This is a genomic window from Kitasatospora sp. NPDC127116 (assembly GCF_042677365.1).
GTDB lineage: Bacteria > Actinomycetota > Actinomycetes > Streptomycetales > Streptomycetaceae > Kitasatospora > Kitasatospora lactacystinica.
Window position 1 is genome coordinate 1 of sequence record NZ_JBHXTL010000125.1, and the last position, 20,927, is coordinate 20,927.

Here is a 20,927-nt window from a genome sequence, read left to right on the forward strand (position 1 = left end):
CGTCGGCGGTCCACTCGAACTTCTCGTTGCCGGAGGAGGCGCTGCAGTCGAAGAGGATGACCGGGTTGCCGTTGTTCCACGGCCCGGCACCGGCGATGTTCAGGCAGCGTCCGCTGGCGGGGTTGCGCAGCAGCCCGTCCGGGGTGAGCTGGAACTGCTCGTTGCTGGCGCCGAGGGTGCAGTCCCAGGCGATGATCTCGGTGCTGTTCGGCCAGGTCGGCCCGGCGCCCTTGAGGTTGAGGCAGCGTCCGCTGGCGGGGTTGAGGATCTCGTACGACCGGCTCGTCCGGGCCGACACCCACGCGGCGAGGTCGTCGACGCGGGTGGCGTAGGCGCCGGTGCGGGTCTCGGTGGCGGGGGTGTCGAGGCAGCCGCCGCGCCAGGAGCGGGAGGCGACGGCGACCAGCTCGGCCTTGCCGTTGACCTCGCGGACCACCGGGGCGCCGGTGTCGCCCTTGCAGACCGCCGCGCCGCCCGTCCCCGTGATGCCGACGCCGGTCGGGTTCACGGTGTCGAGGCTGAACGAGCCGGTGTGGGCCTTGTCCGGGACCCACTCGGACTTGGTGCGCCCGAACCCGGTCACCGTCAGCGACTGCCCGGCGACCGGCGCCGAGGTGCCGACCGTCAGCGGCGTGACACCCTGGACGGGTGTGGCCAGGCGGGCCATCACCAGGTCGCGGCCCTGACCCGGCACCAGCTCGACGACCTGGGTCGACTTCGCGCCGACCGTGGCGGTGGTCTTCCACTTCGGCGCGCCGGCGGTCAGCGCCTGCGGCTGCGCCGGGTCGTCGGAGAAGCAGGACGCGGCGCTGATCACCCAGAATTGGTCGATCAGCGCGCCGGTGCAGCCGCGCAGGCTGTCACCGATCACCAGGCGCGCGGTGGTGGCGGAGGCGCCGGCCGCGGCCGCGTCGCCGACCACGGCGCCGGCCGGGGTCGTGCCGAGGGTGGACAGTGCACCGGCGGCGAGAACGGCGGTCAGCACACCCGCCCGTCGGGAACGGAACCGGGATTTGCGGGACATGGGGCTTCCTGTCGTGGACCCTTCCGGTGGCGCGGAGTCGGCGGTCGGGACGGCGTCGGCCGAGGCGGTGGGGGCGGCCCCCGGGCCGGTGACGGCGATGGCCCCGCCCCCTGCGACGGGCCGGCGATGTTTCTCTGTGCGCATTTCCTTTTCCTGGGTAAGTTTGTATCAAAGACGGCGCAAACTAGGACAGTCCGTGGGTGATCGATATGAATTGACGTGATATCGACGTCGGTTCGACCTCGACTCGGTTTGCCGAGCCCCCCACTTTCTGAGCGCCCGTCATGTATGGCGGCGCAGACTCTACATGACGTCATGAAGGTTCTGTAGGTCGCACATGAGCCGCGCACCAGCAGATGGGTCATACCTGATCCGATCGACAATTGGGGGGCGAAGCGGTGAAAAACGAAATACCGAAGGCAAACCACAAGGGATATGCGCTTTACCGCCCCGCGACGATTCTCGCGACACTCACCGGCCTCGGCGGGCTCATCGCGTGGTGAGAAATCCGCTTGCCGGGGGCGCACAGGCTGCGCGGATACTGCGGCATGAGCAGAATCGCGCAGGTGATCGTGCTGGCGTTGTACGCGGACGAGGCCATGGAGCCGTTGACGCGGGAGGACTCGCCGCGCTGGCGCTTCAAGCCGCTCGATCTGTTCGCCGGCGGGTGGGTGATCGAGTTCTACGGGCTGCGCCACCGGAGCGGGCTGCTCCGGCAACTGGAGTCCCTGGCATGGCCGCACCCGGAGAGCGTGCAGGTGCTGATCCACGACGAGGAGGACGACTGCTACGGGCTGTGGATGATGCGGGACGGCGCCCTGACCGAGGTGCCGCTGCCCGGCCACCGGCGGTACTTCGATCCCGTGTCTCGCGACCCCTCCCGAACCGACCCGCCCTCACCGGGCTACCTGTGGCGGCCGGAGACGGCGGCGGGGGCCTTCCGGGAGGGTGCCCGCACCTCGCCCCTGGATCCGCGCCCCGCCTGGTGAAGCCCATCGGACCGACCTCGCCCCCGTCCACCGGGACGGGCGGCACCGGCGGGCCCGGGCCGCGGTCGTGCCGCGCCGTGGGGGGTCGCCCGCCGGACGGCGGGCGGCAGACGCCTGGGGCCGGTATGCGCCCTCGGCGGGCTGCGGCACCGGCTCCAACGGTCCTGGCGGCACGTATCAGGCGGTCGAGGTGATGGCTCGGGTGACGGCCGTGATCGCCGGGGTCGGATGGCCGGGGAGTCGCGCCACGAGAACCCGGCGGAGCAGCATGCGCGGCAGGTCATCGACCACCTGCACGAAGGGGAGGAGCTGCTCAACATGGCACTGAACCGGTGCGGCGGGGCTCGGCTCGGCGTGGAGGCGATGCTCTTCACCGAGGAGCGCCGACTCAGCCGTTCGGGGCGCACCGCGGTGGTGCGCCCCGAACACCCGGGCGGGGGCGCCCGGGTCCGGCGGCCCTGCGCGCCGGCCACCACCTGCGCCCGTGGCCGGCGCCTTCGGTGTTCCGCCGTCAGCCAGGTATGGCGGGCCCGCCAGGGTGGGGGTTGTGCTTCGAGAGGTCGCTACCGGCTGCGGACGATCGCGTTGGCGATGGTCTGACGGGTGGACGGGTGAACGGGTCGTCGCAGTCGCCCGGACGGCGGCGCGGTGGTCGCGGGCCGGTGGAGGCGAACCCGGGGTTGCTCGGCCTACCAGTACTCGATGCGGTCGCAGCGCATGTCGTACTTGTCGTGCGCGTCGTGCTTGTGGTGCTTGATCCTGGTGGGATCGGTGGCGGTGTGGGGGGTGGTGTCGCCGCCCCCGGTGACAACCGCGACGTTGGTGACCTTGTCGTCGGCCCCGCAGGAGACGTCGACCTGCAGTGTGATGGGCGGGTAGCTGCTCCCGGCGGAAAGGACGTCGCTACGGGTGCAGGTGAGCGTGTCCTGGTCGCAGGTCCAGCCCGCACCGCTGATGCTGTCGGCCGTGAGCCCCGCGGGGAGGGTGTCCTGCATGGTGACCGTGGTGCCGTCGGTCGGGGCGGCCCCGGCGGCGTTGCCCACGGTGATGGTGTAGGTCCCGTCCCGCCCCTGGGTGAAGTGCCCGGTGTGGGTCTTGGTGACGGTCAAGGACGGGAGCGTGTAGGAGATGATCACCTGGCCGTTGTGGTTCGCCGTCCCGACCGTCGACAGCGCATAGCTCGTGCCGGTACCCGTGGGAGTGGCGAAGCTGCTGCCCCCGCCACCACCGCCACCACCCGCCGAGGTGCCCGCGCCGTTGACGGAGCCGCTGCCGCCGCCCCCGCCGCCGAAGTACCCGCCCCCACCGCCGCCACCAGTGGCGATGCGACTGGCGGCGCAGCCGCCGTCGAAAGTGCCCCCGGTGCCGCCGGTACCGACCGCGGCACCGGAGAACCCGCTCCCCGGAGCGCCGCTCATGGCCGCACAGGGTGGAGCGGTGCCGGCGGCCCCGCCGGGGCCCCCGGTGCTGGTGCTGGTGCTGCCACCGCCCGCGCCCTGCCCCGGCGAAGCCCCAGGGCCGGTGGCAGTTCCCGCGGTACCGCCGGTGGCATCCGGCGTTGTCCCGCCGTTGCCCCCGTTGCCTCCCGTGGAGCCCGCTCCGGTGCCGCCGGAGGCACCGCCGCCCCCGGCGACCACCAGCAGGGAGCCGCCCGTGCTGACGCTGGAGGCCCCGCCCCCGCCCGGGCCTTCGAACTGGAAACCAGTGAGCGGGAAACTCCCCCCGGGGGCACCGCCGTTGAACCCTCCGGCCCCCGACGTCCCGGTGCCGTTGCAGCCCTTGCCGCCGGTGCCGCCGACGTTGACGGTGAAGGTCGTCGGTGCGACGGTCTGCGGCAGCGTGGTCACCACCCGCGCCCCCGTCCCGCCGGTCCCCGTGACGGAACAGGAGGTGCCGGTGTTGTCGGCGCCACCCGCGCCGTCCGCGGTGATCGTCACCACCGCCGCCGCCGGAACCGTCAAGGTCTGCGAAGCGCCGGTGAAGGTGAAGGTCTGCGACGGATCAGCCTGCTGCGCCCGCACCAACCCGGCCCCGACCGGCGCGGCGGCCACCGGTGGAGCCGTGGCCGCCAGCAGCGCCATACCGGACAGCAGCGCGCCCCCCACCGACACCACCCCCGCACCGCGCTCCCCGCGCCGTCCACCCGGGCCGACCAGGTCTGACGCACCGACGGCGCCGACCGGGGTCATCCCACCGGCCGGGACCCTGTTGAACGCGGCCACGGGCCGCTGACGGCCGACCCGGTACCACGGCAGGTCGCCCTGTCCACGCGTACGAGCACTCATCCGCGGGTTCACCTCTCCTCACAACAAAGTGCCCCGCGCCCCCAAGCGACAAGTCACAGGCATGACAGGACACCTGACGGGAAAATCATGACAAACCATAATTAGATACCCCGATCCGATCACTTCGAGGCAGCGAGGCCATGAGAGACCTCGCGTGTCACAACGCCCGCGCGAGCCGGCGAGGAACCGTCATCCGACCAGGTCACTCGACATCCTCGGCGCCCCCACCGAGGCCGAACTGCGAGCGAGTCCGGCCGTCGAGCAGGTACGCGGCCGCCCGCCGCGCCCCTGCACCGACTGGGCCACCCGCAACGCCGCCGCCTTCCGCCGAGCACGACGCGCAGGCGCCCTCGCGCGGGGGGCCGGTGAGACGGTGATGCAGGACGCCTGAACGGCGGTGTGCCGTTGGGTCGGGCTTCCACGCCGGCGCGCGGTGTCGCCGGGGCCGGCTGCCCGCGCGGCCCCGGCGACACCTGCGCGGGTGACCGGCGTCCGGGGCCGTGGCCCGGCTGCCGGTGGGGGTTCTGTCCGGTCCTGGCCGGTCGCGGGGCCGGTGCGGCGGTGCCCGGGCAGGGGGTGGTCGCCGGGCACCGCCGTCCTGCGACCGGCAGGTACCCGGGCAAACGAGCGTGCAGCCGATCCGTCACCCGGACGTCGTGGCCGGGAGGGAGGGCAGCTGGGCATCCTGGGGTGGTCTCGGCCCCGGTCAGCCCCTCGCGCCGGCTGCCGCCCGGGCCCGGAGGGCGTCGACGGCGAGGCGGGCGGTGGTTCCGATGACGGCGTCGGCGGCGGGCAGGGTGATGGTGGTGGCGGCGGCGCGGGTGAAGACGGCGAGGGCGTAGCGGCCGCCGTCGGGGTATTCGACGACGCCGACCTCGTGGCGCAGCGTGGGGAGGGTGCCGGTCTTGCCGTGGACGCGGACGTCGTCGTAGGGGAAGCCGGAGGCCAGGCGGTGCGGCCAGACCTGGAGGCCGAGGAGGCGTCGCACGGCGGCGCCGTGGTCGCCGGGGCAGGCGTCGCCGTGCCAGAGGGCGGTGAGCAGGGTGGTCATGTCGCGGGGGGTGCTGTGGTTGGTGAAGGCGGGGTCGAGGACCCTGAGGCGGGCGACGACGGCGGGGTCGACCGGGGAGTCGGGGCCGGTGTCCTCGGCGAGGGCGGCGATGAGGTCGCGGAGCTTGTGGACGGCGACGGTGCGGCTCAGGCCGAGGTCGGCCATGGTGCGGTTGACGGTGTCGAGGCCGATCTGGTCCCACAGGGTGTCGGCGGCGGTGTTGTCGCTGACGGCCGCGGTGAGGTAGGCGAGGTCGCGCAGGGAGAGGCGGGCGGTGTCGAGCATGGCGGCGAGGCCGGTCGGCCCGGGGGTGCGGCCGGCGGCGGGGATCTCGACCTGCCGGGTCAGGTCGATCCGTCCGGCGGCGGCCTCGCGGTACAGCGTCACGAGCAGGCAGACCTTGTGGACGCTGGCGGTGCTGACGGCGGTGTCGGCGCCGAGGCCGATCTCGGCGCCGGTGTCGAGGTCGAGCGCGTGCAGCCGGCCGGTGACGCCCGCGTCGGCGAAGGCCGCGGCGATGCGGGTGCGCGCGGCCCGGCTGTGCGGGGTCCGGTCGGCAGCCGTGCGGTCGGCTGTGGTGCGGTCGGCAGCCGTCCGGTCGGCTGTGGTGCGGTCGGCAGCCGTCCGGTCGGCTGTGGTGCGGTCGCTGGTCACAGCGGGAACTCCATTGCGGGCCGGGGGTGGAGCGGGCGGTTGGGCGGCTGGGGCAGCAGGCCGCCGGGTCCGGTCAGCGCCTCGTGGGCGGCCTGGGCGAACAGCCGGACGGCGGGCCCGTCCCGCCCGGCCGGCCAGGCCGTGGAGGTCCGCCAGGCCAGCGGGGTGCCGGTGAGCGGGCACCAGACCGTACCCGGTGGGGGTGTGGTGCGCGGCACCAGGGCGATGGCGCTGCCGGTGAGCACGAGCGCGCCCGCGACGTCCGGTCCCGGCGGGTCGACGACGGCCTCGGGGGTGCAGCCGTGCCTGGTGAGCGTGGTGAGGACCTCGTCGTACAGGGCCGGGGCCGTGGCGCGCGGGAAGAGGACCAGGCGCAGGCCGGTCAGTTCGGCCACCGCGAGCTCCGGGCGGTCGGCGTACGGACCGCGGGCGGCGAGCAGGGCGCCGAGCGGCTGGTGCAGGACGGGGCCGAAGGCCAGCCCGTCGGCCGGGCAGGGGTGCCGGACGACGGCGACGTCGACGGTGTGCTGGGCGAGTTCGCGCACCACGGCCGCGACCGGCAGTTCCCGCAGTTCGAGCCGGGTGCCCGGGGAGGCGGTCTCGAAGCCGGTGAGCAGCGCGGCCAGGGCGGCCGGCCCGAGTTCGGGCGGGACGGCCGCGCGCAGGGTGCCGGCCCGTCCGCTGCGCAGGTCGGCGGCGGTGGCGAGGAGGCGGGCGGCGCTGTCCAGCGTCTCCTCGGCCTCGGCGAGCAGCAGCCGGCCCGCCGGGGTGAGGTCGACGCCGCGCGGGCCGCGGTCGAACAGGGTCACGCCGAGTTCGCGTTCGAGGCGCTGGATCCGCTGGGAGAGCGAGGGCTGGGCGATCCGCAGGCGCTCGGCGGCGCGGCCGAAGTGCCGTTCCTCGGCGACGGCGCGGAAGTGGCGGAGGTGCCCCAGCAGGTCCATGGCCAGTAATCATAGGTGTTTTCTTATCGTCCACTTCATGATTGCGGTCTTGGACTGGGTGGTCGGCGGCCTGTTTAGCTGAGCGTGATCGCGCGGATCGCGGCGGTGTGGACCACTACCGCGGGGCGCGACCGCGACCGTGACGGCACGAACCACCTGGGGAGACCACCGATGACGCCCGACCTCCGCCGTACCCGCCCCCGTACCGCGCTGCCCGCGGTGGCCCTGCTCGTGGCCGCGCTGATCGGCGGGTGCGGCCAAGCGGGCGGCGCCTCGACGGCGGCGGCCCCCGGCGCGGTGGCCACTGGCGCGACCACGACGGCGGCGGGGGCGGCCTCGGCCGATGCGGCGGACGCCGCCTTCGCGGCGCTCGAGCAGCAGTTCGGCGCCCGCCTCGGCGTGTTCGCGGTGGACACCGGCAGCGGCCGGGAGGTCACCCACCGGGCCGACGAGCGGTTCGCGTTCGCGTCCACGATCAAGTCGCTCGCCGCCGGGGCCCTGCTGCGGAAGGCGTCCGACGCGGACCTGGACAAGGTCGTCCCCTACCGCCAGGAGGACGTGCTGGCGTGGGCACCGATCACCTCGCAGCACGTGGCGACCGGTATGAAGCTGCGTGACCTGGCCTCCGCGTCCATCCAGTACAGCGACAACACCGCGGCCAACCTGGTCATCGCCGAGCTCGGCGGCCCGGCGGCCGTCCAGCAGTCGCTGCGCGACCTGGGCGACTCGACCACCAGCGTCGACCGCACCGAACCCACCCTCAACGAGGCGACCCCGGGCGACACCCGCGACACCAGCACGCCGCACGCCCTCGCCGCCGACCTGCGCCGCTACGTGCTCGGCGACGTCCTCACCGAGGGCCGGCGCGGGCTGCTGACGGACTGGCTGGTCGGCAACACGACCGGCGGCCCGTACGTCCGCGCGGGGGTGCCCGCCGACTGGAGGATCGGCGACAAGACCGGCAACGCGGGCTACGGCACCCGCAACGACGTCGCCGTGGCGTGGCCGTCGGGCGGGCGCAGCCCGATCGTGATCGTCGTCCTGTCCGATCGCGGCAAGGCGGGCGCCACCTCCGACGACGCCCTGATCGCCCAGGCGACGAAGACCGTCGTCAGCACCCTCGGCTGAGCCTCCCCGACCGGGCCGCTGCGCGGCAGGTTCGGCGGCGGCAGGTTCGGCGGCGGTGGGGTCGGCGGCGGTGGGTTCAGCGGCGGTGGGTGGCTGCCGCGATGCGGACGAACGAAGGGATCAGCGGGTTCGGGTCGCCCGCGTTCCACGCCACCACCACACGGCTGGGCGCCATGTCGGCCAGCGGTACCGCGGTCAGTCCCTCGGGCATGCCGTGTCCGAGGGGGGTGATGCCGACCGTGCCGTTCCAGAGCACGGCCTGCCGGCACTCCTGGACGGCCCTCACCGCCGGTCCCCCGCGCGGCCGGCCGCCGGTCCAGTACGCCCCCCACAGCGGGTCGGTGCCGTCCGGGAACCGGAACCAGCACCGGTCCGCCAGGTCGGCCAGCTCCAGGTGCGTGCGGCCGGCCAGGGGGTCGTCGGTGCGCAGCACCGCGCCGACCGGGTCGGTGCGCAGCTCGTGCACGGTCAGGCCGGTCTCGTCGAAGGGGGCGCGGGTGAGGGCGATGTCGACCCGTCCGGTGCGCAGTCCGCAGGTGGGGTCGGTCAGGTCGGTCTCGCGGATGCGGACCTCGATGTCCGGGTGTCGCTCGCGGTAGGCGTTGGCCAGGCGCAGGGCGCCGAGGTCGGTGCCGTCGCCGAGCAGGCCGACGGTGACGGCCGTGGGGCCGGCTTCGGCAGCGACGCGTGCGCGGATCCGGTCGGCGCGGTCGAGGAGGGTGCGGGCTTCGTCGAGCAGGACGGTTCCGGCCGGGGTGAGGGTGACGCCCCGGGCGGAGCGGTGCAGCAGGGTGGCGCCGAGGTCGGTTTCCAGCTGCTTGATCGCCCGGCTGAGCGGGGGCTGGCTCATGTGCAGCCGGGCGGCGGCCCGGCCGAAGTGGAGTTCCTCGGCGACCGCGACGAAATAGCGCAACGTCCGCAGCTCCATGCTGCGACGATACCCGTGCGGTATCGGGCACGTGCGAATCGGTCTTGGACGGCCGGGGTGCCGGGGCGGTGGAATCGAGGCATGAACGACGCATCGCTTTCCGACCCCGCCGTCCACGTGGCCGGCGTCCGGGAGATCGCCCCCGAGCTGCTGGTGGTCCCGGACCGCGGGATCCCGCTGGTTCCCAACATCGGCATCATCGGCGGCACCGAGGCCGTCCTCGTCGTCGACACCGGCATGGGCACCGCCAACGCCGAGCAGGTCCTCTCCCTGGCGTCCGAAGTGGCCGACGGGCGCCGCCTGTACCTGACCACCACGCACTTCCACCCCGAGCACGCCTTCGGCGCGCACGTCTTCCACGGCCGGGCCACCTACCTCGCCAACCGCGCCCAGGCCGAGGACCTGAAGGTGAGGGGAGCGGGCTACCTGGAGATGTTCCGCGGGTTCGGCCCGCCGGTCGCCGACCGCCTCGACGGCGACGTCCGCGTGGTCGCCCCCGACGTGGTCTACGACGACGGGTACGACCTGGACCTCGGCGGCCGCCGCGTACGACTGCGGGCCACCGGCCGGGGCCACACCAGGGGCGACCAGGTGATCGAAGTACCCGACGCCGGCGTCCTGTTCACCGGCGACCTCGCCGAGACCGGGCAGTTCGCGATCTTTCCCTGGTTCCCGCCGCACGACACCGACGTCTCCGGGATCGGCTGGCTGACGGTGATGGAGCGGCTGGCGGCCGACGGGCACCGCACGGTCGTCCCCGGCCACGGCACCGTCGGCGGCCCGCAGGTCCTCGGCGACGTCCGCGACTACCTGCGCGAGCTGCGGGACGAGACCTGGCGGCGGCGCGACTCCGCCATGGGCGGGAGCGAGATCGTGGCCGAGGTCCGGGCCCTGCTGATCGAACGGCACCCCGAGTGGACCGGACAGGAGTGGATCGAGAAGGGCGTCGGCTGCCTGTGCACCGAACACCCCACCGTCACGGACCAGGACCCGACGGACTGAGAAACGGGTGGGATGAGAATCGGGTGGGCGCGGCCTCGCGGGCCCACCGCCGATGCTGCTTCGACCAGTCACCCCGAAAGCGGCAGTTGCTGGACAGCGCGCCCGCCACCGTCGTCTCGGGCGCCCCGTTCGACATCGCCGCGCCCATGGCGCGGGACCTGTGAGCGGCCGGCGTGCCGACCGCCCTCCGGTGCGGCTGGTGCCGACGCACCCTGCCCGGATACACCACCCCCTGACCCGCCCACCACAACAGCGCCGGCGGACACCACGGACGGCCCGGCACGGCCCGCCGCCACCCAACGGCCACCCGGAACGACAGCGCGGTGGCCGAGCCGGCGGGGCGGGCGGCACTTTCAAGGCCGTGCCCTTGCCCGGCACACAGCGTTGATCACGACGCACCCCGTACGACTGCTACCAGGTCAGGCGAGCTGTTCACGCGTTCTTCCAGGTCGGCTGCCCGCCCAGCCACAGTAGGCCTGCTCGCTGTCTGCGCTCTGGGGGCCGGCACATGAGCACTCCGGCCGATGGCCGCCCGGCCTCGCCGGCGAGGAGGTCGAACCGCGCGGTCCCGTCGGGACCGGAGCGGCCCGCTTCCTCGCCGGCGATGTCACGAACCGGTGATCACCCGGTTGTCAGCCTATCTGGCAGCTGAACCAGTTGGTCCACGTGCCGCTGCTGTTGATGGTGTTGCACCACTGACCGCCATTGCTGCCGGTCAGCCACAGGAGGGGGGAACTGTTGTAGTCCAGGACCCAGACACCGTCCTGGACGTCGCTGCTGTCGCCGAGGAGGTCCCAGCTGGACCACGGTCCGTTCGCGGTGGTCTGGTAGGTGTGCCAGATCCGGCGGTCGGTACCGACGAGCACGTACTCGATCCGGTTGCCCGACCAGATCAGGCGAGTGACCCTGGTGCCGCACAGGTAGGGTGCGGCGGGCGCACCGTCATGGACGGGGGCCGGGCAGCTTCCGCCGATGGTACTTGTGCTGTCCGGGCTTTCGGTGATGCTCTGCACGCTGACGATGGTGGACCCGTTCGGGGCCGGTGCCGCCGACGCCGGTGTGGCGGCGACTCCGAGCGCGAGCGAGGCCGCGGCGACGGCGGCTGCGGCGAAAGTACGCATCTTGATCATGGAATTCCCCTCCCGTAGGTGACAGCGGGCCGCTTCCGAATGGAGGCGGCCGCTCTCACCAAGGAGATTAGAAGCCGGAGCCCTCCGGTAGGCGGCTCCTGACGGATGGGAGGACGCGCTGTCAAGAACCGGCGACGCTGCGCCAAGTCGCCGCCTGCCCACCACCCCGCGGACTCCCCCACCGTCCATGCCGGGCCACCGTCCCGGCTCGGCCCGGCTCGGCTCGGCCCGCTCGTGGTGGTGGTTCGGAGCCCCTGGACTGGTCTGCGGTCGAGTCGGGGGGCGGGGAGCCGCCTGCGGCGATGCGCGTCCGTTCCTGGTGCCCGGCGGTGTTGTTCGACAGGATGTTCCGGTGGCGAACCTGACCCGGATCTGGACGATGACCCGTACCAACTTCCGCGCGGCCGACCCGGTCGAGCGGTGGACCGCGCGCGCGGCCTGGGTGGTGTTGACCGCGACGGCCTGGCTGGCGGTGATGTTCACGACCGTCTGGGGGGCCATGGTCGCCGGGGTTCCCACCGGTACCGTGGGGTGGTTGGCGGTCGTCCTCTCGCTGGCGGTTCCCGCCGTCTCGCTGGTCGCCGTCACCTCCGAGCCCGGCGGGCGCCTCGGCGCGCCGGCGTTGACGGTTGTCCTCCTGCTGGCGGCCGCCGTGCTCGTCGTCGCCTTCGTCTGAGTCGAGTTACACGACTCCCGGACGGCCTCTGCGGGTGCGTCCTGTCAGGGTGTTCGCGCCGGGGACGCCCTGAACTCGGTTGATTCGTCGAGGCGTTCGAGAGGCCGGACTGCAAGCTCCCGGAGCGCACGCAGGCGTTCGCCCGGCGCGCCGCCCAGGAGTTGGGGGTCGAGGTGCGGGCAGTGGGCACGGTCGAGGAGGCGGTGCGGGAGCGCGACGTCGTGGTCGTCGCGACGAACAGTCCGGTGCCCGTCCTGGGCGCCGGCTGGATCGCACCGGGCACGCACGTGACGACGCTCGGGCCCAGGTCGCTCTCGCGCCACGAGGTCCCCGCCGCCCTGGCGGACCACGCACACGCCCCGTCGGGCGGATGGTCGAGCTCGGCGCCGTATTGGCCGGCTCCGAGGTCGCCCGCACCGGCCGGGACGACATCACCGTCTTCTGCTCGGTCGGCCTGGCCGACACCGAAGTCGCCGTCGCGGCGGTGCTGTTGGAGGAGCCGCGCTGACGCCGGCCGGGGCGGGCGCTCACCCCCCCCCGGCCCCCGACCGCCCCGGCCGCGGCGCCCGGCACGCGGCGGTTGATCTCGTCCGGCGGCGCCGGGTCGGCGGGCCGGTCGCCGCCCCGCCCGGTCGTCAGCGCGAAGGCGGCCTTTGATCAGCATCACGCCGGCGACCGGGCGCAGGTCAGCAGTTCACGATGGTCGAGACGGTCGCGGTCGATTGCGGCCAGCCGGGCTGGTCCACGCTGAACTGGGCGGTCACGGTGCGGCCGCAGGGCACGGTGCCCGTGATGCCGCCGACGTCGCTCCCGCCGGTCGGGATCAGGACGGTCGGGGTGATGGTGCCGAGCGGTGGGCTGGTGACGCCGACGCTGGTCAGCCGGAAGGAGACCTGCTGGTCCTGCCAGGTCGGGCTGGCCGGAGTGGCGCGCCCGAACACGTACACCTGGCCTCCGTTGGTGTTGATGCAGGCCCTGATCGTGAGGTAGTTCGGCGCGCCCGGGTCCCCGCAGACGGTGGTGCCCGTCATGCCGGCGACGGATGCGGTGGCGGCGGAGGCAGAGGCGGTCTGAGTGCCGGTCAGCGCCGCCGGAGCGGCGAGAACGGCAGCAAGGCGTTTCAAGGGGCCCTCCTTCGTCCGGTTCTCTCGGCGAGCACTGACAGCACTGTGACATGTCACATGGCTCTTACGGCATTACGCCCGGACGGACACGTCCGACGTCTCGGCCGCCAAGGAGGCGTACCCGGCCGCGCAGCGGGCCCTGACGGAGTGCTCGCCGGAGGAGGCGGCCACAACCGAGCGGTCCACGGACGGCACGTCGCACCGCGCCCCGAACGAGCGGGCCTCCGGCGGAGCCGGGCACGCGGATCGGCTCCGCCGGGCGCGGGAGGGATCCGGGGGCCGATCGGATGAGACGGGCCGGAGCATCCGCGCAGGGCGCGTGGACGGCGGGCGCCGAAGTGATTCTCCGCGATGGAGCGTCCGGGTGACGGCCCGTCATTGCGTGCTAGAACCATCGACGGCCGTGAACGCCCACCCGCGATCACCGCCCCCTGCACCGCCGTACCGCTGCACGGCCGTACCGCTGCACCGCCGTACCGCCGCACCGCGCACCTTCCGGCCGCATTTCCACCGAAGGAGAAAACATGTCCGTCACACGCACCATGCGGACCGCGCGAACCGCGCTGCTCGCCGCCTTCGCCGCGCTCACCCTGCTGCTCACCGGCGCCGCCACCGCGACGCCGGCCTCCGCCACCGCCACGGGGCTGGACGACACCTGGGCCTGCTCCGTCCCGTCCGGCTACGTCTACGAAGGGGTCGTCTTCAGCCAGACGTGCAGCGGCGGCGGCAGCTGGAAGTCGCCGCAGTACCACCTGCGCACGCCCGTCGACGGTCTCACCTCCTGCTCGACCGCCCCGGGCTTCACCTACGACTCCGCCGGCTCGTCCACCACGTGCAGCCTGACGCAGGGCGTGCCGTCCACCACCTTCCACCTCCGCACGCCGGTCAGCGGCATGTGGGCGTGCAGCGTCCCGAGCGGTTTCACCTACAGCGCCACCACCTCGAACCTGGACTGCGCCACCGTCCGGGGCGTGCCGACCACCAAGTTCCTTCTGTCCCGCTGACCGGCCGAGCCGGAACGCGGGAACGGGTGGGCCGCCCCGCAGCGGCCGGGCGGCCCACCTGTCGGCCGTGATCGGGTGGCGGGCTTCTCCGCCGGGCCGGCGATGACGCACGGCTCCGCTCTCCGGCCGGAGCCCCGCCCCCTGGGCAGTCGCCCGGTCGGGGGCGGGGCTCCGAACAACATACGGTTCGCGGTTATCCGAAGCCGCGGGCGTCCTGCTTCAGCGCGGTGTCCACGGTCAGCGCGGTCGCCACGACCAGGCTGAGCAGCGGGTCGGCGAGCGGGCGGTGGATCTGGAGCACGTAGTTGTCGGCCGTGGTGAACATCGTCTTCGCCAGGCCTTCCCAGGTCTTGGTGATCCGGGCGACCTCGTTGTCCGTCTCGTCGACGATGGAGAAGTTCCAGGCCCGCCAGTTCTCCGCCTTGATGGCGCCGATCTTCTGACCGCCGACCTCCAGCGAGAAATTGATCTTCCCGATGGCGTTCTGCTGGATGATCTGGCCGACCTCCTGGCCGTTCGGACGCTGCACGATCACCCGCGACTTGATGAGCTTCGCCGGGCGGGTCAGCAGCAGCACCGGGGTGCCCTGCGCGTCACGGATCTCCAGCTTGTGGGTCAGGTACTGGTCGAGGGAGGAGAGCAGCCGCAGCACCTTGCGCAGAGCGCTCTGGCCGACCTGGACCACCGAGCCCAGCGTGGCGCCCTGCTGGTCGAAGACGGAGTACTCGTTGGTCAGCTCGATCAGCTTGGCCTTCTGGTTCACCACCAGGACCGGCTCGGAGAAGAGGGTGCCGCCGCCACCGTAGACCGGTCCGACGCCCGCCTGCTGCTGCACCTGGCGCTGCACCTTGGCGGAGTCGCCGGCCGGGGCGGCCGGCTGCCCGGGGAAACCGGGGGTGTTCGTGTTCTGGGACATGGCGGGCAGGCTAGGCCCAATCCTCTGTGGGGAGCTAGATCGTTTTGAACGGCCCGCGGGTTCGTCAGGGACCTCGCGTTGCGAAGTTGACCTGCGGGTTTGGGTGTTGCGGACGACAGTCGGCCGGCACCCGACGCGGTGGATGTGTCCGATGTCACATCCGCTGATCGTGCGTGGGCGGATGACGGCCTGCCTCGCGGCCGGCCGTCCCAACGCCTGGACGACGGGAACCTGTGCCCTGCCGGATACCGGGCGCGGGGAGACGGCCTCCCCGGACACTCGGGACCGCCAGCACCGGGAGCGTGCGGCGGCGGCACTGCGGCGGCCGGGGTGCGGCGGCACTGCGGCGGCACGACGGCGGCCGGAGTGCGGAGGCCACGGCAACCCTGCCGGGGGCCAACGGCGTTGATGTCGGCCGTCGTGCCGCGTCGGGTTCGGCCTCGGGCCGGCCGTGCCGGTTCGCCGCGGGTCCGGTCAGGCCGTCGGCGAGTCATTGCCGAGTCTTTGCCGAGTCATTGATGGTTGGCGAGGTGGCGGGATAGCTTCACTCCTGCACCACGCGTCCTGCACCGCGCGTCCTGTACCACCCGTCCTGTTCCTGCCCGGCCGGCGCGCTGTCCTCGGCCGGGTCCTGCACCCGGATGATGTGGAGACCACATGGCTCGACTGCGTTCCTTACTGCGACTCGGCCCGGCCGTGCCGATCGTGCTGTCGCTGACCGCCTCACTCGGATTCCTCCCCACGCCGGCCTCGGCGACGCCCCGGGCGCAGTACGCCGCGCAGGCCGAGGACGCGCACCCCCTGGCGTACGTCGTCAACACCAGGACCGACCGTCGCACGATCGCCGAGGTGCAGCGGGCCGTCGCCGCGGCCGGCGGCACCGTCGTCGTCACGTACGACGGGATCGGCGTCATCGTCGCCCACTCGGCGAACCCCGACTTCGGCAGGCGGATGCGCGCGGTGCGCGGAGTGCAGTCGGCGGGCGCCACGCGGACCGCGCCGCTGAGCGCGGCGGGGACCACCGACGAGGGTGGGGTGCGGCGCCTCTCCGAGGCCGAGGCGGCGGGGATCGCGAAGGCGTCCGGCAGCGGCACCGAACCCCTCGAAGCCGAGCAGTGGGCCCTGCGGGCGATCGGCGCGGACAAGGCCGCGGAGATCAACCCCGGCAGCAGCAATGTCACGGTCGCCGTCATCGACACCGGCGTCGACGACACCCACCCGGACCTCGCCGCGAACTTCTCCCCCTCGCAGTCCGCGAACTGCGCCAGCGGCAAGGCCGACACCGCGTACGGCTCCTGGCGGCCGGTGGACGCGGACTACTTCCACGGCACGCACGTGGCGGGCACGATAGCCGCGGCCCGCAACGGCGTCGGCGTCGCGGGCGTGGCACCCGGGGTGAAGGTCTCCGGCATCACGGTCTCCCAGCCCACCCCGCGCCAGCTGATCTACGCCGAAAGCGTCGTCTGCGCCTTCGTGTTCGCCGCCGACCACGGTGTGCAGATCACCAACAACAGCTACTACGTGGACCCGTGGCAGTACAACTGCCTGGACGACCCCGACCAGAAGGCCATCGTCGACGCGGTCGACCGCGCCCAGCTCTACGCGCAGCGCAAGGGCACCCTCAACGTCGCCGGGGCCGGCAACGCCAACCACGACCTGGCCTCCGACGGCTTCACCGACGGTGGCAGCCCCAACGACTCCACCCCGGCGAGCCGGACGGTCGACCCGCACAGGTGCTGGGACCTGCCCGCACAGCTGCCGGGCGTCGTCACGGTCGGCGCGACCGGCGCCAGGAACGCGAAGGCGTACTACTCCAACTACGGCCTCGGCGTGATCGACGTCGCGGCGCCGGGCGGTGACCGGTACCAGGCCTCGGACACCCCGTCCGGGGAAGGCGGCATCCTGTCGACGCTGCCGAACAACCAGTACGGCTACGAGCAGGGCACGTCCATGGCCACGCCCCACGCCTCCGGTGTGGCCGCGCTGCTGAAGTCCGCCCACCCGGAGGCGACCCCGGCCCAGCTGCAGGCACTGCTCAAGGCCCAGGCGGACAACCCGGGGTGTCCGGCCGGCCCGGCCGACCCGCACGGCGGGAACGGGGGGAACGGCGGCGGTTCCGGGGACGCCGTCTGTGCGGGCGGCAAGCGCGTCAACGGCTTCTACGGCTTCGGCATCGTCAACGCGCTGCGCGCGGTCGAGTAGCCGGCACCGCACCGGCCCCGCCGCCGCGGGCGGGCGGCGGGCGGGCCGTGGCCTTCGTCCGACACGCGCACGCCGCCCGGGAGTTGGCGGGCTCCGGGGACCACCGGGCGGTCCCCGGCGGCCGGCCACCTGCTGCGGCGGCGCCCGCCGGACGTCGCCGCGCTGCGGGCGGCCCTTGGATAGGGTGCCGGGATGGCCCTCGACTCCCCCCGGCTGCTGCGTGCCGATGCCGCCCGCAACGCGGAAAAGATCGTCCGGGCTGCCCGGGAGGTCTTCGCCGAGCAGGGCCCCGACGCCCACCTCGACGACGTGGCGCGCCGGGCCGGCGTCGGGGCCGCCACGCTCTTCCGCCGCTTCCCCGACAAGGCCGCGCTGCTGCGGGCCGTGCTGGACCAGCGTTTCGGCGAGCACGTCCGTCCCGTCATCCAGGCTGCCGCGCACGACGCCGATCCCGCGTCCGGGCTGGTCCGTGTGCTGGAGGCGGCCCTGGAATCGGTGGCCGGCGACTACAACGTGCTGGCCGCCGCCCGCGCCGCCGGCGTGCTGACCCCGGCAACCGGGGAGGAGTTCTTCGCCGCGCTCGACGCCCTCCTGGCGCGCGGTCAGGACGCGGGCGTGATCCGCGCCGACCTCGTGCCCGACGACCTGCACCGCATCGTCGTCATGCTCGTCTCGGTGCTGTGGACGATGGAGGCCCGGGAGGACGGCTGGCGCCGGTACCTGGCCCTGGTCCTCGACGGCCTGTCCCCCGCCGGGGCCCGCCCGCTGCCCTGTCCCGCCCCCGCGCTGCACACCCGTACGCCCTGACGTCCTGACGTCCTGACGTCCTGACGCCGTGACGCCCTGATGCCTGACGCCGGGGCAGGTGCCGGCCGCCACGTCGGGCGGCCGACACCACCGGCACCACCGGCACCACCGGCACCGCCGTCCGTCAGCGCGCCGGGCGCAGCCGGATCGCCGAGGCCGGGCACATGGCGGCCGCCTCGCGGGCCTGTTCGGCCGCCGGGCCGCCGGGGTCGGCGGCGAGCACGACGACCCGCCCGGACTCGTCCTGGTCGAACACCGACGGCGCGGTCATCGCGCACTGCCCCGACGACACGCACCGCGAGGTGTCCGCCTCCACCCGTGCGGCGGGCCGCTCGGGCCGGTGGTCCCCGTTCACCACAGGACCGGGACCTCGCCGATGCCGCCCGCCAGCCGTTCGGAGTGGTCGCGCAGGCTGCGCGCGTCCACCGCCAGCCGCAGGCCGGGGAAGCGCCGGAACAGCGCGGTCAGCGCGATCCGCATCTCGGTGCGGGCGAGCGCGTTGCCGATGCAGTAGTGACCGCCGTGTCCGAAGGCCAGGTGCGCGTTGGGGGAACGCGACGGGTCGAAGGCGTCCGGTTCCTCGAAGGCCCGCCCGTCCCGGTTCGCGGCGTTGATGGCCACCAGTACCGCCTCGCCCCGCGCGATCGCCGTCCCGGCGACGGTGACGTCCTCGCGGGCGTAGCGGGTCAGGCCCAGGGCGCCGGGGGCGGCCATCCGCAGGACCTCCTCCACGGTGGCGCGGGCGGAGCCCTCGGGGTCGGCGGTGAAGCGGTCGCGCCGGGCGGTGTCGCTCAGCAGGAACAGGACCCCCAGGTCGATCCGGGTCGACGTCGTCTCGTGGCCCGCGAACAGCAGTCCCACCGCCAGGCGGGTCATCTCCTCCTCGGTGAACGAGGGGTCCTGCGCCTGTGCGGCCAGGATGTCGCTGATCACGTCCTGCCCCGGCCGCTTGCGCTTCTCCGCGGCGACGGCGGCGACGTACGCCTCGAACTCGGCCATGGCCGCGGCCCCGTCGGCGCCGCCGTACAGCGCGGCGATCCGTTCCGACCAGCCGCGCAGCAGGTCCCGGTCCGCGACCGGCACGCCCAGCAGCTCGCAGATCACCATCACCGGCAGCGGGAACGACAGGTGGTCGTGCAGGTTGACGGCACGTTGCGGATCCCGCGAACGGTCCTCGTCCATCGCGTCCAGGCAGGACTCGGCGAGTTCCCCGATCCGCTCGCCCATCCGGCGCATCCGCGGCGCGCTGAACGCGGGCGCCAGCATCCGGCGCATCCGCGTGTGTTCGCGGTCCTCCTCCTCGGGCGTGACGGCGGGGCGTGTGTGCAGCGCCGAGGCCGAGATCCTCGGGGCGTCCTCGGTGTCGGGGCGCAGCCGGGAGAACCGGGTGTCGCTCAGGATCACCCGGGTTTCCTCGTAGCGGGTCACCAGCCAGGCCGGGTCGCCGGCGGGTGTCGTCACCCGGGTGATCGGGCCTTCCTCGCGCAGGCGTGCGAGCAGTGGCGCCAGGTCCAGGGCGTTGGGGCGTTCGAAGGGTAACTGCGGTGCGGGCGCGGTCATGGTCTCTCCTCACCGGCCGAAGGGCCACAAGAGCAGGGGACGCTTGGCGGAGCCGCTCTCTCCCGCACGGCCGGGCCAGGACGGACGAGTGGCCTTCCGAACCGGCAAGTGAGAGTCAGCTCTCTCTTCTCTCGGGAGAGTAACACCGTCGGCACGCACAGTCAGCCACTCCTGGACCGCGCGCACTGAAAGGGCGGCGGGTGCGGAAACCGGGCAGCGGAAACCGGGCACCGGCGCGGCGATGAGTTTTCCGGCCCCGGAAGGTCTACATCTCGACGGGGACGACCAACTCACCGGGAGTGCAGACATGGGCCTCATCCACATCGAACTGTTCGCGACCCTCGACCTCGTCGGGCAGGCGCCCGGCGGCCCCGACGAGGACCCGGTGGGGTTCCCGTTCGGCGGCTGGCAGGCGCCCCTGATCGACGAGGGCACCGGGGCGCAGATCCTCGCCGCGTACGAGGGCACGGACGCCCTGCTGCTCGGGCGGCGGACGTACGACATCTTCGCCGCCTACTGGCCGCACCAGAAGGAGGGCGAGATCGCCGAGCTCTTCAACCGCGTCCCGAAGTACGTGGCGTCGCGCGGCACGCCCGGCCTCCCGTGGGCCGGGTCCACGCTGCTGGGCCCGGACCTGGCCGGCGCGGTGCGCGAGGTCCGTGACCGGCACGAGCACGTGAAGGTCGTCGGGAGCCTGGACCTGGTGCAGACCCTCCTGCGGGAGAAGCTCTTCGACCGTCTCGACCTGTGGGTGCACCCGATCGTGCTCGGCGTCGGGAAGAAGGTGTTCGACGGTGGCGCGGTGCCCACGAACCTGACGCTCCTCGAACCGCCGGCGGCCGGTGCGCAGGGCACGGTGTTCCTGCGCTACGGGCTCGCCGACGGCACGCCCGGGACGGGCGACATGAGCGCGCCCGACCGCGGTCTCGGGCACGACGACGTCCGGTGATCCGATGACCCGTGCAAGGTGCCACCGGGTCCAGGTGGTCGACCTGATCGACACCGCCGAACGCGAGTCCGGCGTGCGGGACATCGCCCGGCAGCCCTCGCACAGCCGGACGCCGGACCGGAGGGCCGAGCGGCCCGGCGGGCACACCGCCCGCCGGGCCGCCCTGTCGCCGGCCATCGGCCACCGGCTATCCGGCCGATCGCGCCCGCCGACGGAGCAGCGACCTGATGCCCCGTACCGTGTCGACGGTCAGTCGCAACGCCCCGATCCCGACCGACAGTTCCGTACCGTGCTCCCGCACGAAGTCCACGACCGTCAGCAGTAGATCCATGTGAACCGTTCCCTCCCTGTGCGCCACCGCGGCCCCGTCGGCCGCTGTCTCCGGTGTACGGAGGTGCGGGGCTGTCCTGAACGGCCGTCGGACAGCGGCCGGACAACGAGGCCGCGGCCTGGACGGATCGTGTCCGTCCGGCGTCCCGGGGACGTCCGACCGGACACCGACGCCGTACGCTCGGGACACATCGATCGGCCGGGAGGGAGTGGCAGTGGGCTTC

The 20,927-nt window shown here is 73.4% G+C and carries 23 protein-coding genes and 1 pseudogene; 13 read left to right on the forward strand and 11 right to left on the reverse strand.

Going from position 1 to position 20,927, the window contains the following annotated elements; translation table 11 throughout:
- A partial coding sequence (locus ACFVHV_RS34900; protein ID WP_380356765.1) for a ricin-type beta-trefoil lectin domain protein occupies window positions 1-1,024 on the reverse strand: 1,024 nt, incomplete at its 3' end.
- Window positions 1,025-1,572: 548 nt separating this feature from the next.
- Between ACFVHV_RS34900 and ACFVHV_RS34905 the strand changes: the two genes are divergently transcribed.
- Complete coding sequence (locus ACFVHV_RS34905; RefSeq protein ID WP_359899103.1) at window positions 1,573-2,013, forward strand: hypothetical protein; 441 nt, start codon at window positions 1,573-1,575, stop codon at window positions 2,011-2,013.
- 228 nt (window positions 2,014-2,241) lie between these two features.
- The gene (locus tag ACFVHV_RS34910; protein WP_380356768.1) at window positions 2,242-2,613 is read left to right on the forward strand and encodes a hypothetical protein; all 372 of its coding nucleotides are present in this window, start codon (window positions 2,242-2,244) and stop codon (window positions 2,611-2,613) included.
- An 89-nt stretch (window positions 2,614-2,702) separates the two neighbouring features.
- Here the strand turns inward: ACFVHV_RS34910 and ACFVHV_RS34915 are convergent, their stop codons facing one another.
- Window positions 2,703-4,298, reverse strand: coding sequence for a hypothetical protein (locus ACFVHV_RS34915; protein WP_380356771.1), 1,596 nt, complete (start codon window positions 4,296-4,298; stop codon window positions 2,703-2,705).
- Window positions 4,299-4,452: 154 nt separating this feature from the next.
- On the opposite strand from ACFVHV_RS34915, the gene ACFVHV_RS34920 reads away from it, so the two are divergent.
- Complete coding sequence (locus tag ACFVHV_RS34920) at window positions 4,453-4,689, forward strand: hypothetical protein (RefSeq protein ID WP_380356774.1); 237 nt, start codon at window positions 4,453-4,455, stop codon at window positions 4,687-4,689.
- 315 nt (window positions 4,690-5,004) lie between these two features.
- Here the strand turns inward: ACFVHV_RS34920 and ACFVHV_RS34925 are convergent, their stop codons facing one another.
- Together ACFVHV_RS34925 and ACFVHV_RS34930 are read right to left on the reverse strand one after the other, a co-directional pair.
- Window positions 5,005-5,868 carry a serine hydrolase gene (locus ACFVHV_RS34925; protein WP_380356812.1) on the reverse strand — a complete coding sequence of 288 codons (864 nt, stop codon included), beginning with the start codon at window positions 5,866-5,868 and terminating at the stop codon, window positions 5,005-5,007.
- A gap of 131 nt (window positions 5,869-5,999) precedes the next feature.
- Window positions 6,000-6,947: a LysR family transcriptional regulator gene (locus ACFVHV_RS34930; protein ID WP_380356776.1), complete on the reverse strand. Its 948-nt coding sequence runs from the start codon at window positions 6,945-6,947 to the stop codon at window positions 6,000-6,002.
- A gap of 171 nt (window positions 6,948-7,118) precedes the next feature.
- On the opposite strand from ACFVHV_RS34930, the gene bla reads away from it, so the two are divergent.
- The gene (gene bla, locus ACFVHV_RS34935) at window positions 7,119-8,075 is read left to right on the forward strand and encodes a class A beta-lactamase (protein WP_359899108.1); all 957 of its coding nucleotides are present in this window, start codon (window positions 7,119-7,121) and stop codon (window positions 8,073-8,075) included.
- Between the two features lie 76 nt (window positions 8,076-8,151).
- Here bla and ACFVHV_RS34940 read toward each other — a convergent pair whose 3' ends face one another.
- A complete protein-coding gene (locus ACFVHV_RS34940; protein ID WP_380356779.1) occupies window positions 8,152-9,003 on the reverse strand; it encodes a LysR substrate-binding domain-containing protein in 852 nt (283 codons plus the stop codon).
- An 81-nt stretch (window positions 9,004-9,084) separates the two neighbouring features.
- On the opposite strand from ACFVHV_RS34940, the gene ACFVHV_RS34945 reads away from it, so the two are divergent.
- Both ACFVHV_RS34945 and ACFVHV_RS34950 read left to right on the forward strand, forming a co-directional pair.
- Window positions 9,085-10,005 carry an MBL fold metallo-hydrolase gene (locus tag ACFVHV_RS34945; RefSeq protein WP_380356782.1) on the forward strand — a complete coding sequence of 307 codons (921 nt, stop codon included), beginning with the start codon at window positions 9,085-9,087 and terminating at the stop codon, window positions 10,003-10,005.
- Window positions 10,006-10,028: 23 nt separating this feature from the next.
- Entirely contained in the window at window positions 10,029-10,169 is a 141-nt protein-coding gene (locus ACFVHV_RS34950; RefSeq protein ID WP_359899114.1) for a hypothetical protein, read from the forward strand.
- Window positions 10,170-10,637: 468 nt separating this feature from the next.
- Here ACFVHV_RS34950 and ACFVHV_RS34955 read toward each other — a convergent pair whose 3' ends face one another.
- The gene (locus tag ACFVHV_RS34955) at window positions 10,638-11,135 is read right to left on the reverse strand and encodes a hypothetical protein (protein ID WP_380356785.1); all 498 of its coding nucleotides are present in this window, start codon (window positions 11,133-11,135) and stop codon (window positions 10,638-10,640) included.
- A 352-nt stretch (window positions 11,136-11,487) separates the two neighbouring features.
- Between ACFVHV_RS34955 and ACFVHV_RS34960 the strand changes: the two genes are divergently transcribed.
- The 3 genes and pseudogenes from ACFVHV_RS34960 to ACFVHV_RS34970 all read left to right on the forward strand — a co-directional run bounded on the left by ACFVHV_RS34960 (window position 11,488) and on the right by ACFVHV_RS34970 (window position 12,319).
- Window positions 11,488-11,811 (forward strand): hypothetical protein, encoded by a 324-nt coding sequence (locus tag ACFVHV_RS34960; protein WP_359899118.1) that lies wholly within the window; start codon window positions 11,488-11,490, stop codon window positions 11,809-11,811.
- A gap of 173 nt (window positions 11,812-11,984) precedes the next feature.
- A pseudogene (locus ACFVHV_RS34965) lies at window positions 11,985-12,062 on the forward strand (hypothetical protein); the annotation flags it as partial.
- A 119-nt stretch (window positions 12,063-12,181) separates the two neighbouring features.
- The gene (locus ACFVHV_RS34970) at window positions 12,182-12,319 is read left to right on the forward strand and encodes a hypothetical protein (RefSeq protein WP_380356815.1); all 138 of its coding nucleotides are present in this window, start codon (window positions 12,182-12,184) and stop codon (window positions 12,317-12,319) included.
- Between the two features lie 178 nt (window positions 12,320-12,497).
- Here ACFVHV_RS34970 and ACFVHV_RS34975 read toward each other — a convergent pair whose 3' ends face one another.
- Window positions 12,498-12,935 (reverse strand): hypothetical protein, encoded by a 438-nt coding sequence (locus ACFVHV_RS34975; RefSeq protein WP_380356788.1) that lies wholly within the window; start codon window positions 12,933-12,935, stop codon window positions 12,498-12,500.
- A 524-nt stretch (window positions 12,936-13,459) separates the two neighbouring features.
- Here ACFVHV_RS34975 and ACFVHV_RS34980 point away from each other — a divergent pair.
- Entirely contained in the window at window positions 13,460-13,939 is a 480-nt protein-coding gene (locus tag ACFVHV_RS34980; protein WP_380356791.1) for a hypothetical protein, read from the forward strand.
- A 193-nt stretch (window positions 13,940-14,132) separates the two neighbouring features.
- Here the strand turns inward: ACFVHV_RS34980 and ACFVHV_RS34985 are convergent, their stop codons facing one another.
- Window positions 14,133-14,855 (reverse strand): phospholipid scramblase-related protein, encoded by a 723-nt coding sequence (locus ACFVHV_RS34985; protein WP_359899126.1) that lies wholly within the window; start codon window positions 14,853-14,855, stop codon window positions 14,133-14,135.
- Window positions 14,856-15,512: 657 nt separating this feature from the next.
- Here ACFVHV_RS34985 and ACFVHV_RS34990 point away from each other — a divergent pair.
- Window positions 15,513-17,057 (forward strand): S8 family serine peptidase, encoded by a 1,545-nt coding sequence (locus ACFVHV_RS34990; RefSeq protein ID WP_359899128.1) that lies wholly within the window; start codon window positions 15,513-15,515, stop codon window positions 17,055-17,057.
- Between the two features lie 192 nt (window positions 17,058-17,249).
- Window positions 17,250-17,864 carry a TetR/AcrR family transcriptional regulator gene (locus ACFVHV_RS34995; RefSeq protein ID WP_380356795.1) on the forward strand — a complete coding sequence of 205 codons (615 nt, stop codon included), beginning with the start codon at window positions 17,250-17,252 and terminating at the stop codon, window positions 17,862-17,864.
- A gap of 124 nt (window positions 17,865-17,988) precedes the next feature.
- Here ACFVHV_RS34995 and ACFVHV_RS35000 read toward each other — a convergent pair whose 3' ends face one another.
- Window positions 17,989-18,219 carry a ferredoxin gene (locus ACFVHV_RS35000; protein ID WP_380356797.1) on the reverse strand — a complete coding sequence of 77 codons (231 nt, stop codon included), beginning with the start codon at window positions 18,217-18,219 and terminating at the stop codon, window positions 17,989-17,991.
- On the reverse strand, window positions 18,216-19,424 hold the full coding sequence (locus ACFVHV_RS35005; protein ID WP_359899134.1) for a cytochrome P450: 1,209 nt from the start codon (window positions 19,422-19,424) through the stop codon (window positions 18,216-18,218). Before ACFVHV_RS35005 ends, ACFVHV_RS35000 begins: the two co-directional genes overlap by 4 nt.
- 307 nt (window positions 19,425-19,731) lie before the next feature.
- Here ACFVHV_RS35005 and ACFVHV_RS35010 point away from each other — a divergent pair, with 307 nt between their 5' ends.
- Entirely contained in the window at window positions 19,732-20,373 is a 642-nt protein-coding gene (locus ACFVHV_RS35010; protein WP_359899136.1) for a dihydrofolate reductase family protein, read from the forward strand.
- A gap of 187 nt (window positions 20,374-20,560) precedes the next feature.
- Here ACFVHV_RS35010 and ACFVHV_RS35015 read toward each other — a convergent pair whose 3' ends face one another.
- Window positions 20,561-20,704: a hypothetical protein gene (locus ACFVHV_RS35015; RefSeq protein ID WP_359899138.1), complete on the reverse strand. Its 144-nt coding sequence runs from the start codon at window positions 20,702-20,704 to the stop codon at window positions 20,561-20,563.
- Between the last annotated feature and the right edge of the window lie 223 nt (window positions 20,705-20,927).

Coding starts and splice junctions, on each gene's coding strand:
- ACFVHV_RS34905 (WP_359899103.1), top strand. CDS start 1,573: ATGAGCAGAATCGCGCAGGTGATCGTGCTGGCGTTGTACGCGGACGAG.
- ACFVHV_RS34910 (WP_380356768.1), top strand. CDS start 2,242: ATGGCCGGGGAGTCGCGCCACGAGAACCCGGCGGAGCAGCATGCGCGG.
- ACFVHV_RS34915 (WP_380356771.1), bottom strand. CDS start 4,298: ATGAGTGCTCGTACGCGTGGACAGGGCGACCTGCCGTGGTACCGGGTC.
- ACFVHV_RS34930 (WP_380356776.1), bottom strand. CDS start 6,947: ATGGACCTGCTGGGGCACCTCCGCCACTTCCGCGCCGTCGCCGAGGAA.
- bla (WP_359899108.1), top strand. CDS start 7,119: ATGACGCCCGACCTCCGCCGTACCCGCCCCCGTACCGCGCTGCCCGCG.
- ACFVHV_RS34940 (WP_380356779.1), bottom strand. CDS start 9,003: ATGGAGCTGCGGACGTTGCGCTATTTCGTCGCGGTCGCCGAGGAACTC.
- ACFVHV_RS34945 (WP_380356782.1), top strand. CDS start 9,085: ATGAACGACGCATCGCTTTCCGACCCCGCCGTCCACGTGGCCGGCGTC.
- ACFVHV_RS34955 (WP_380356785.1), bottom strand. CDS start 11,135: ATGATCAAGATGCGTACTTTCGCCGCAGCCGCCGTCGCCGCGGCCTCG.
- ACFVHV_RS34970 (WP_380356815.1), top strand. CDS start 12,182: ATGGTCGAGCTCGGCGCCGTATTGGCCGGCTCCGAGGTCGCCCGCACC.
- ACFVHV_RS34980 (WP_380356791.1), top strand. CDS start 13,460: ATGTCCGTCACACGCACCATGCGGACCGCGCGAACCGCGCTGCTCGCC.
- ACFVHV_RS34985 (WP_359899126.1), bottom strand. CDS start 14,855: ATGTCCCAGAACACGAACACCCCCGGTTTCCCCGGGCAGCCGGCCGCC.
- ACFVHV_RS34990 (WP_359899128.1), top strand. CDS start 15,513: ATGGCTCGACTGCGTTCCTTACTGCGACTCGGCCCGGCCGTGCCGATC.
- ACFVHV_RS34995 (WP_380356795.1), top strand. CDS start 17,250: ATGGCCCTCGACTCCCCCCGGCTGCTGCGTGCCGATGCCGCCCGCAAC.
- ACFVHV_RS35005 (WP_359899134.1), bottom strand. CDS start 19,424: ATGACCGCGCCCGCACCGCAGTTACCCTTCGAACGCCCCAACGCCCTG.
- ACFVHV_RS35010 (WP_359899136.1), top strand. CDS start 19,732: ATGGGCCTCATCCACATCGAACTGTTCGCGACCCTCGACCTCGTCGGG.
- ACFVHV_RS35015 (WP_359899138.1), bottom strand. CDS start 20,704: ATGGATCTACTGCTGACGGTCGTGGACTTCGTGCGGGAGCACGGTACG.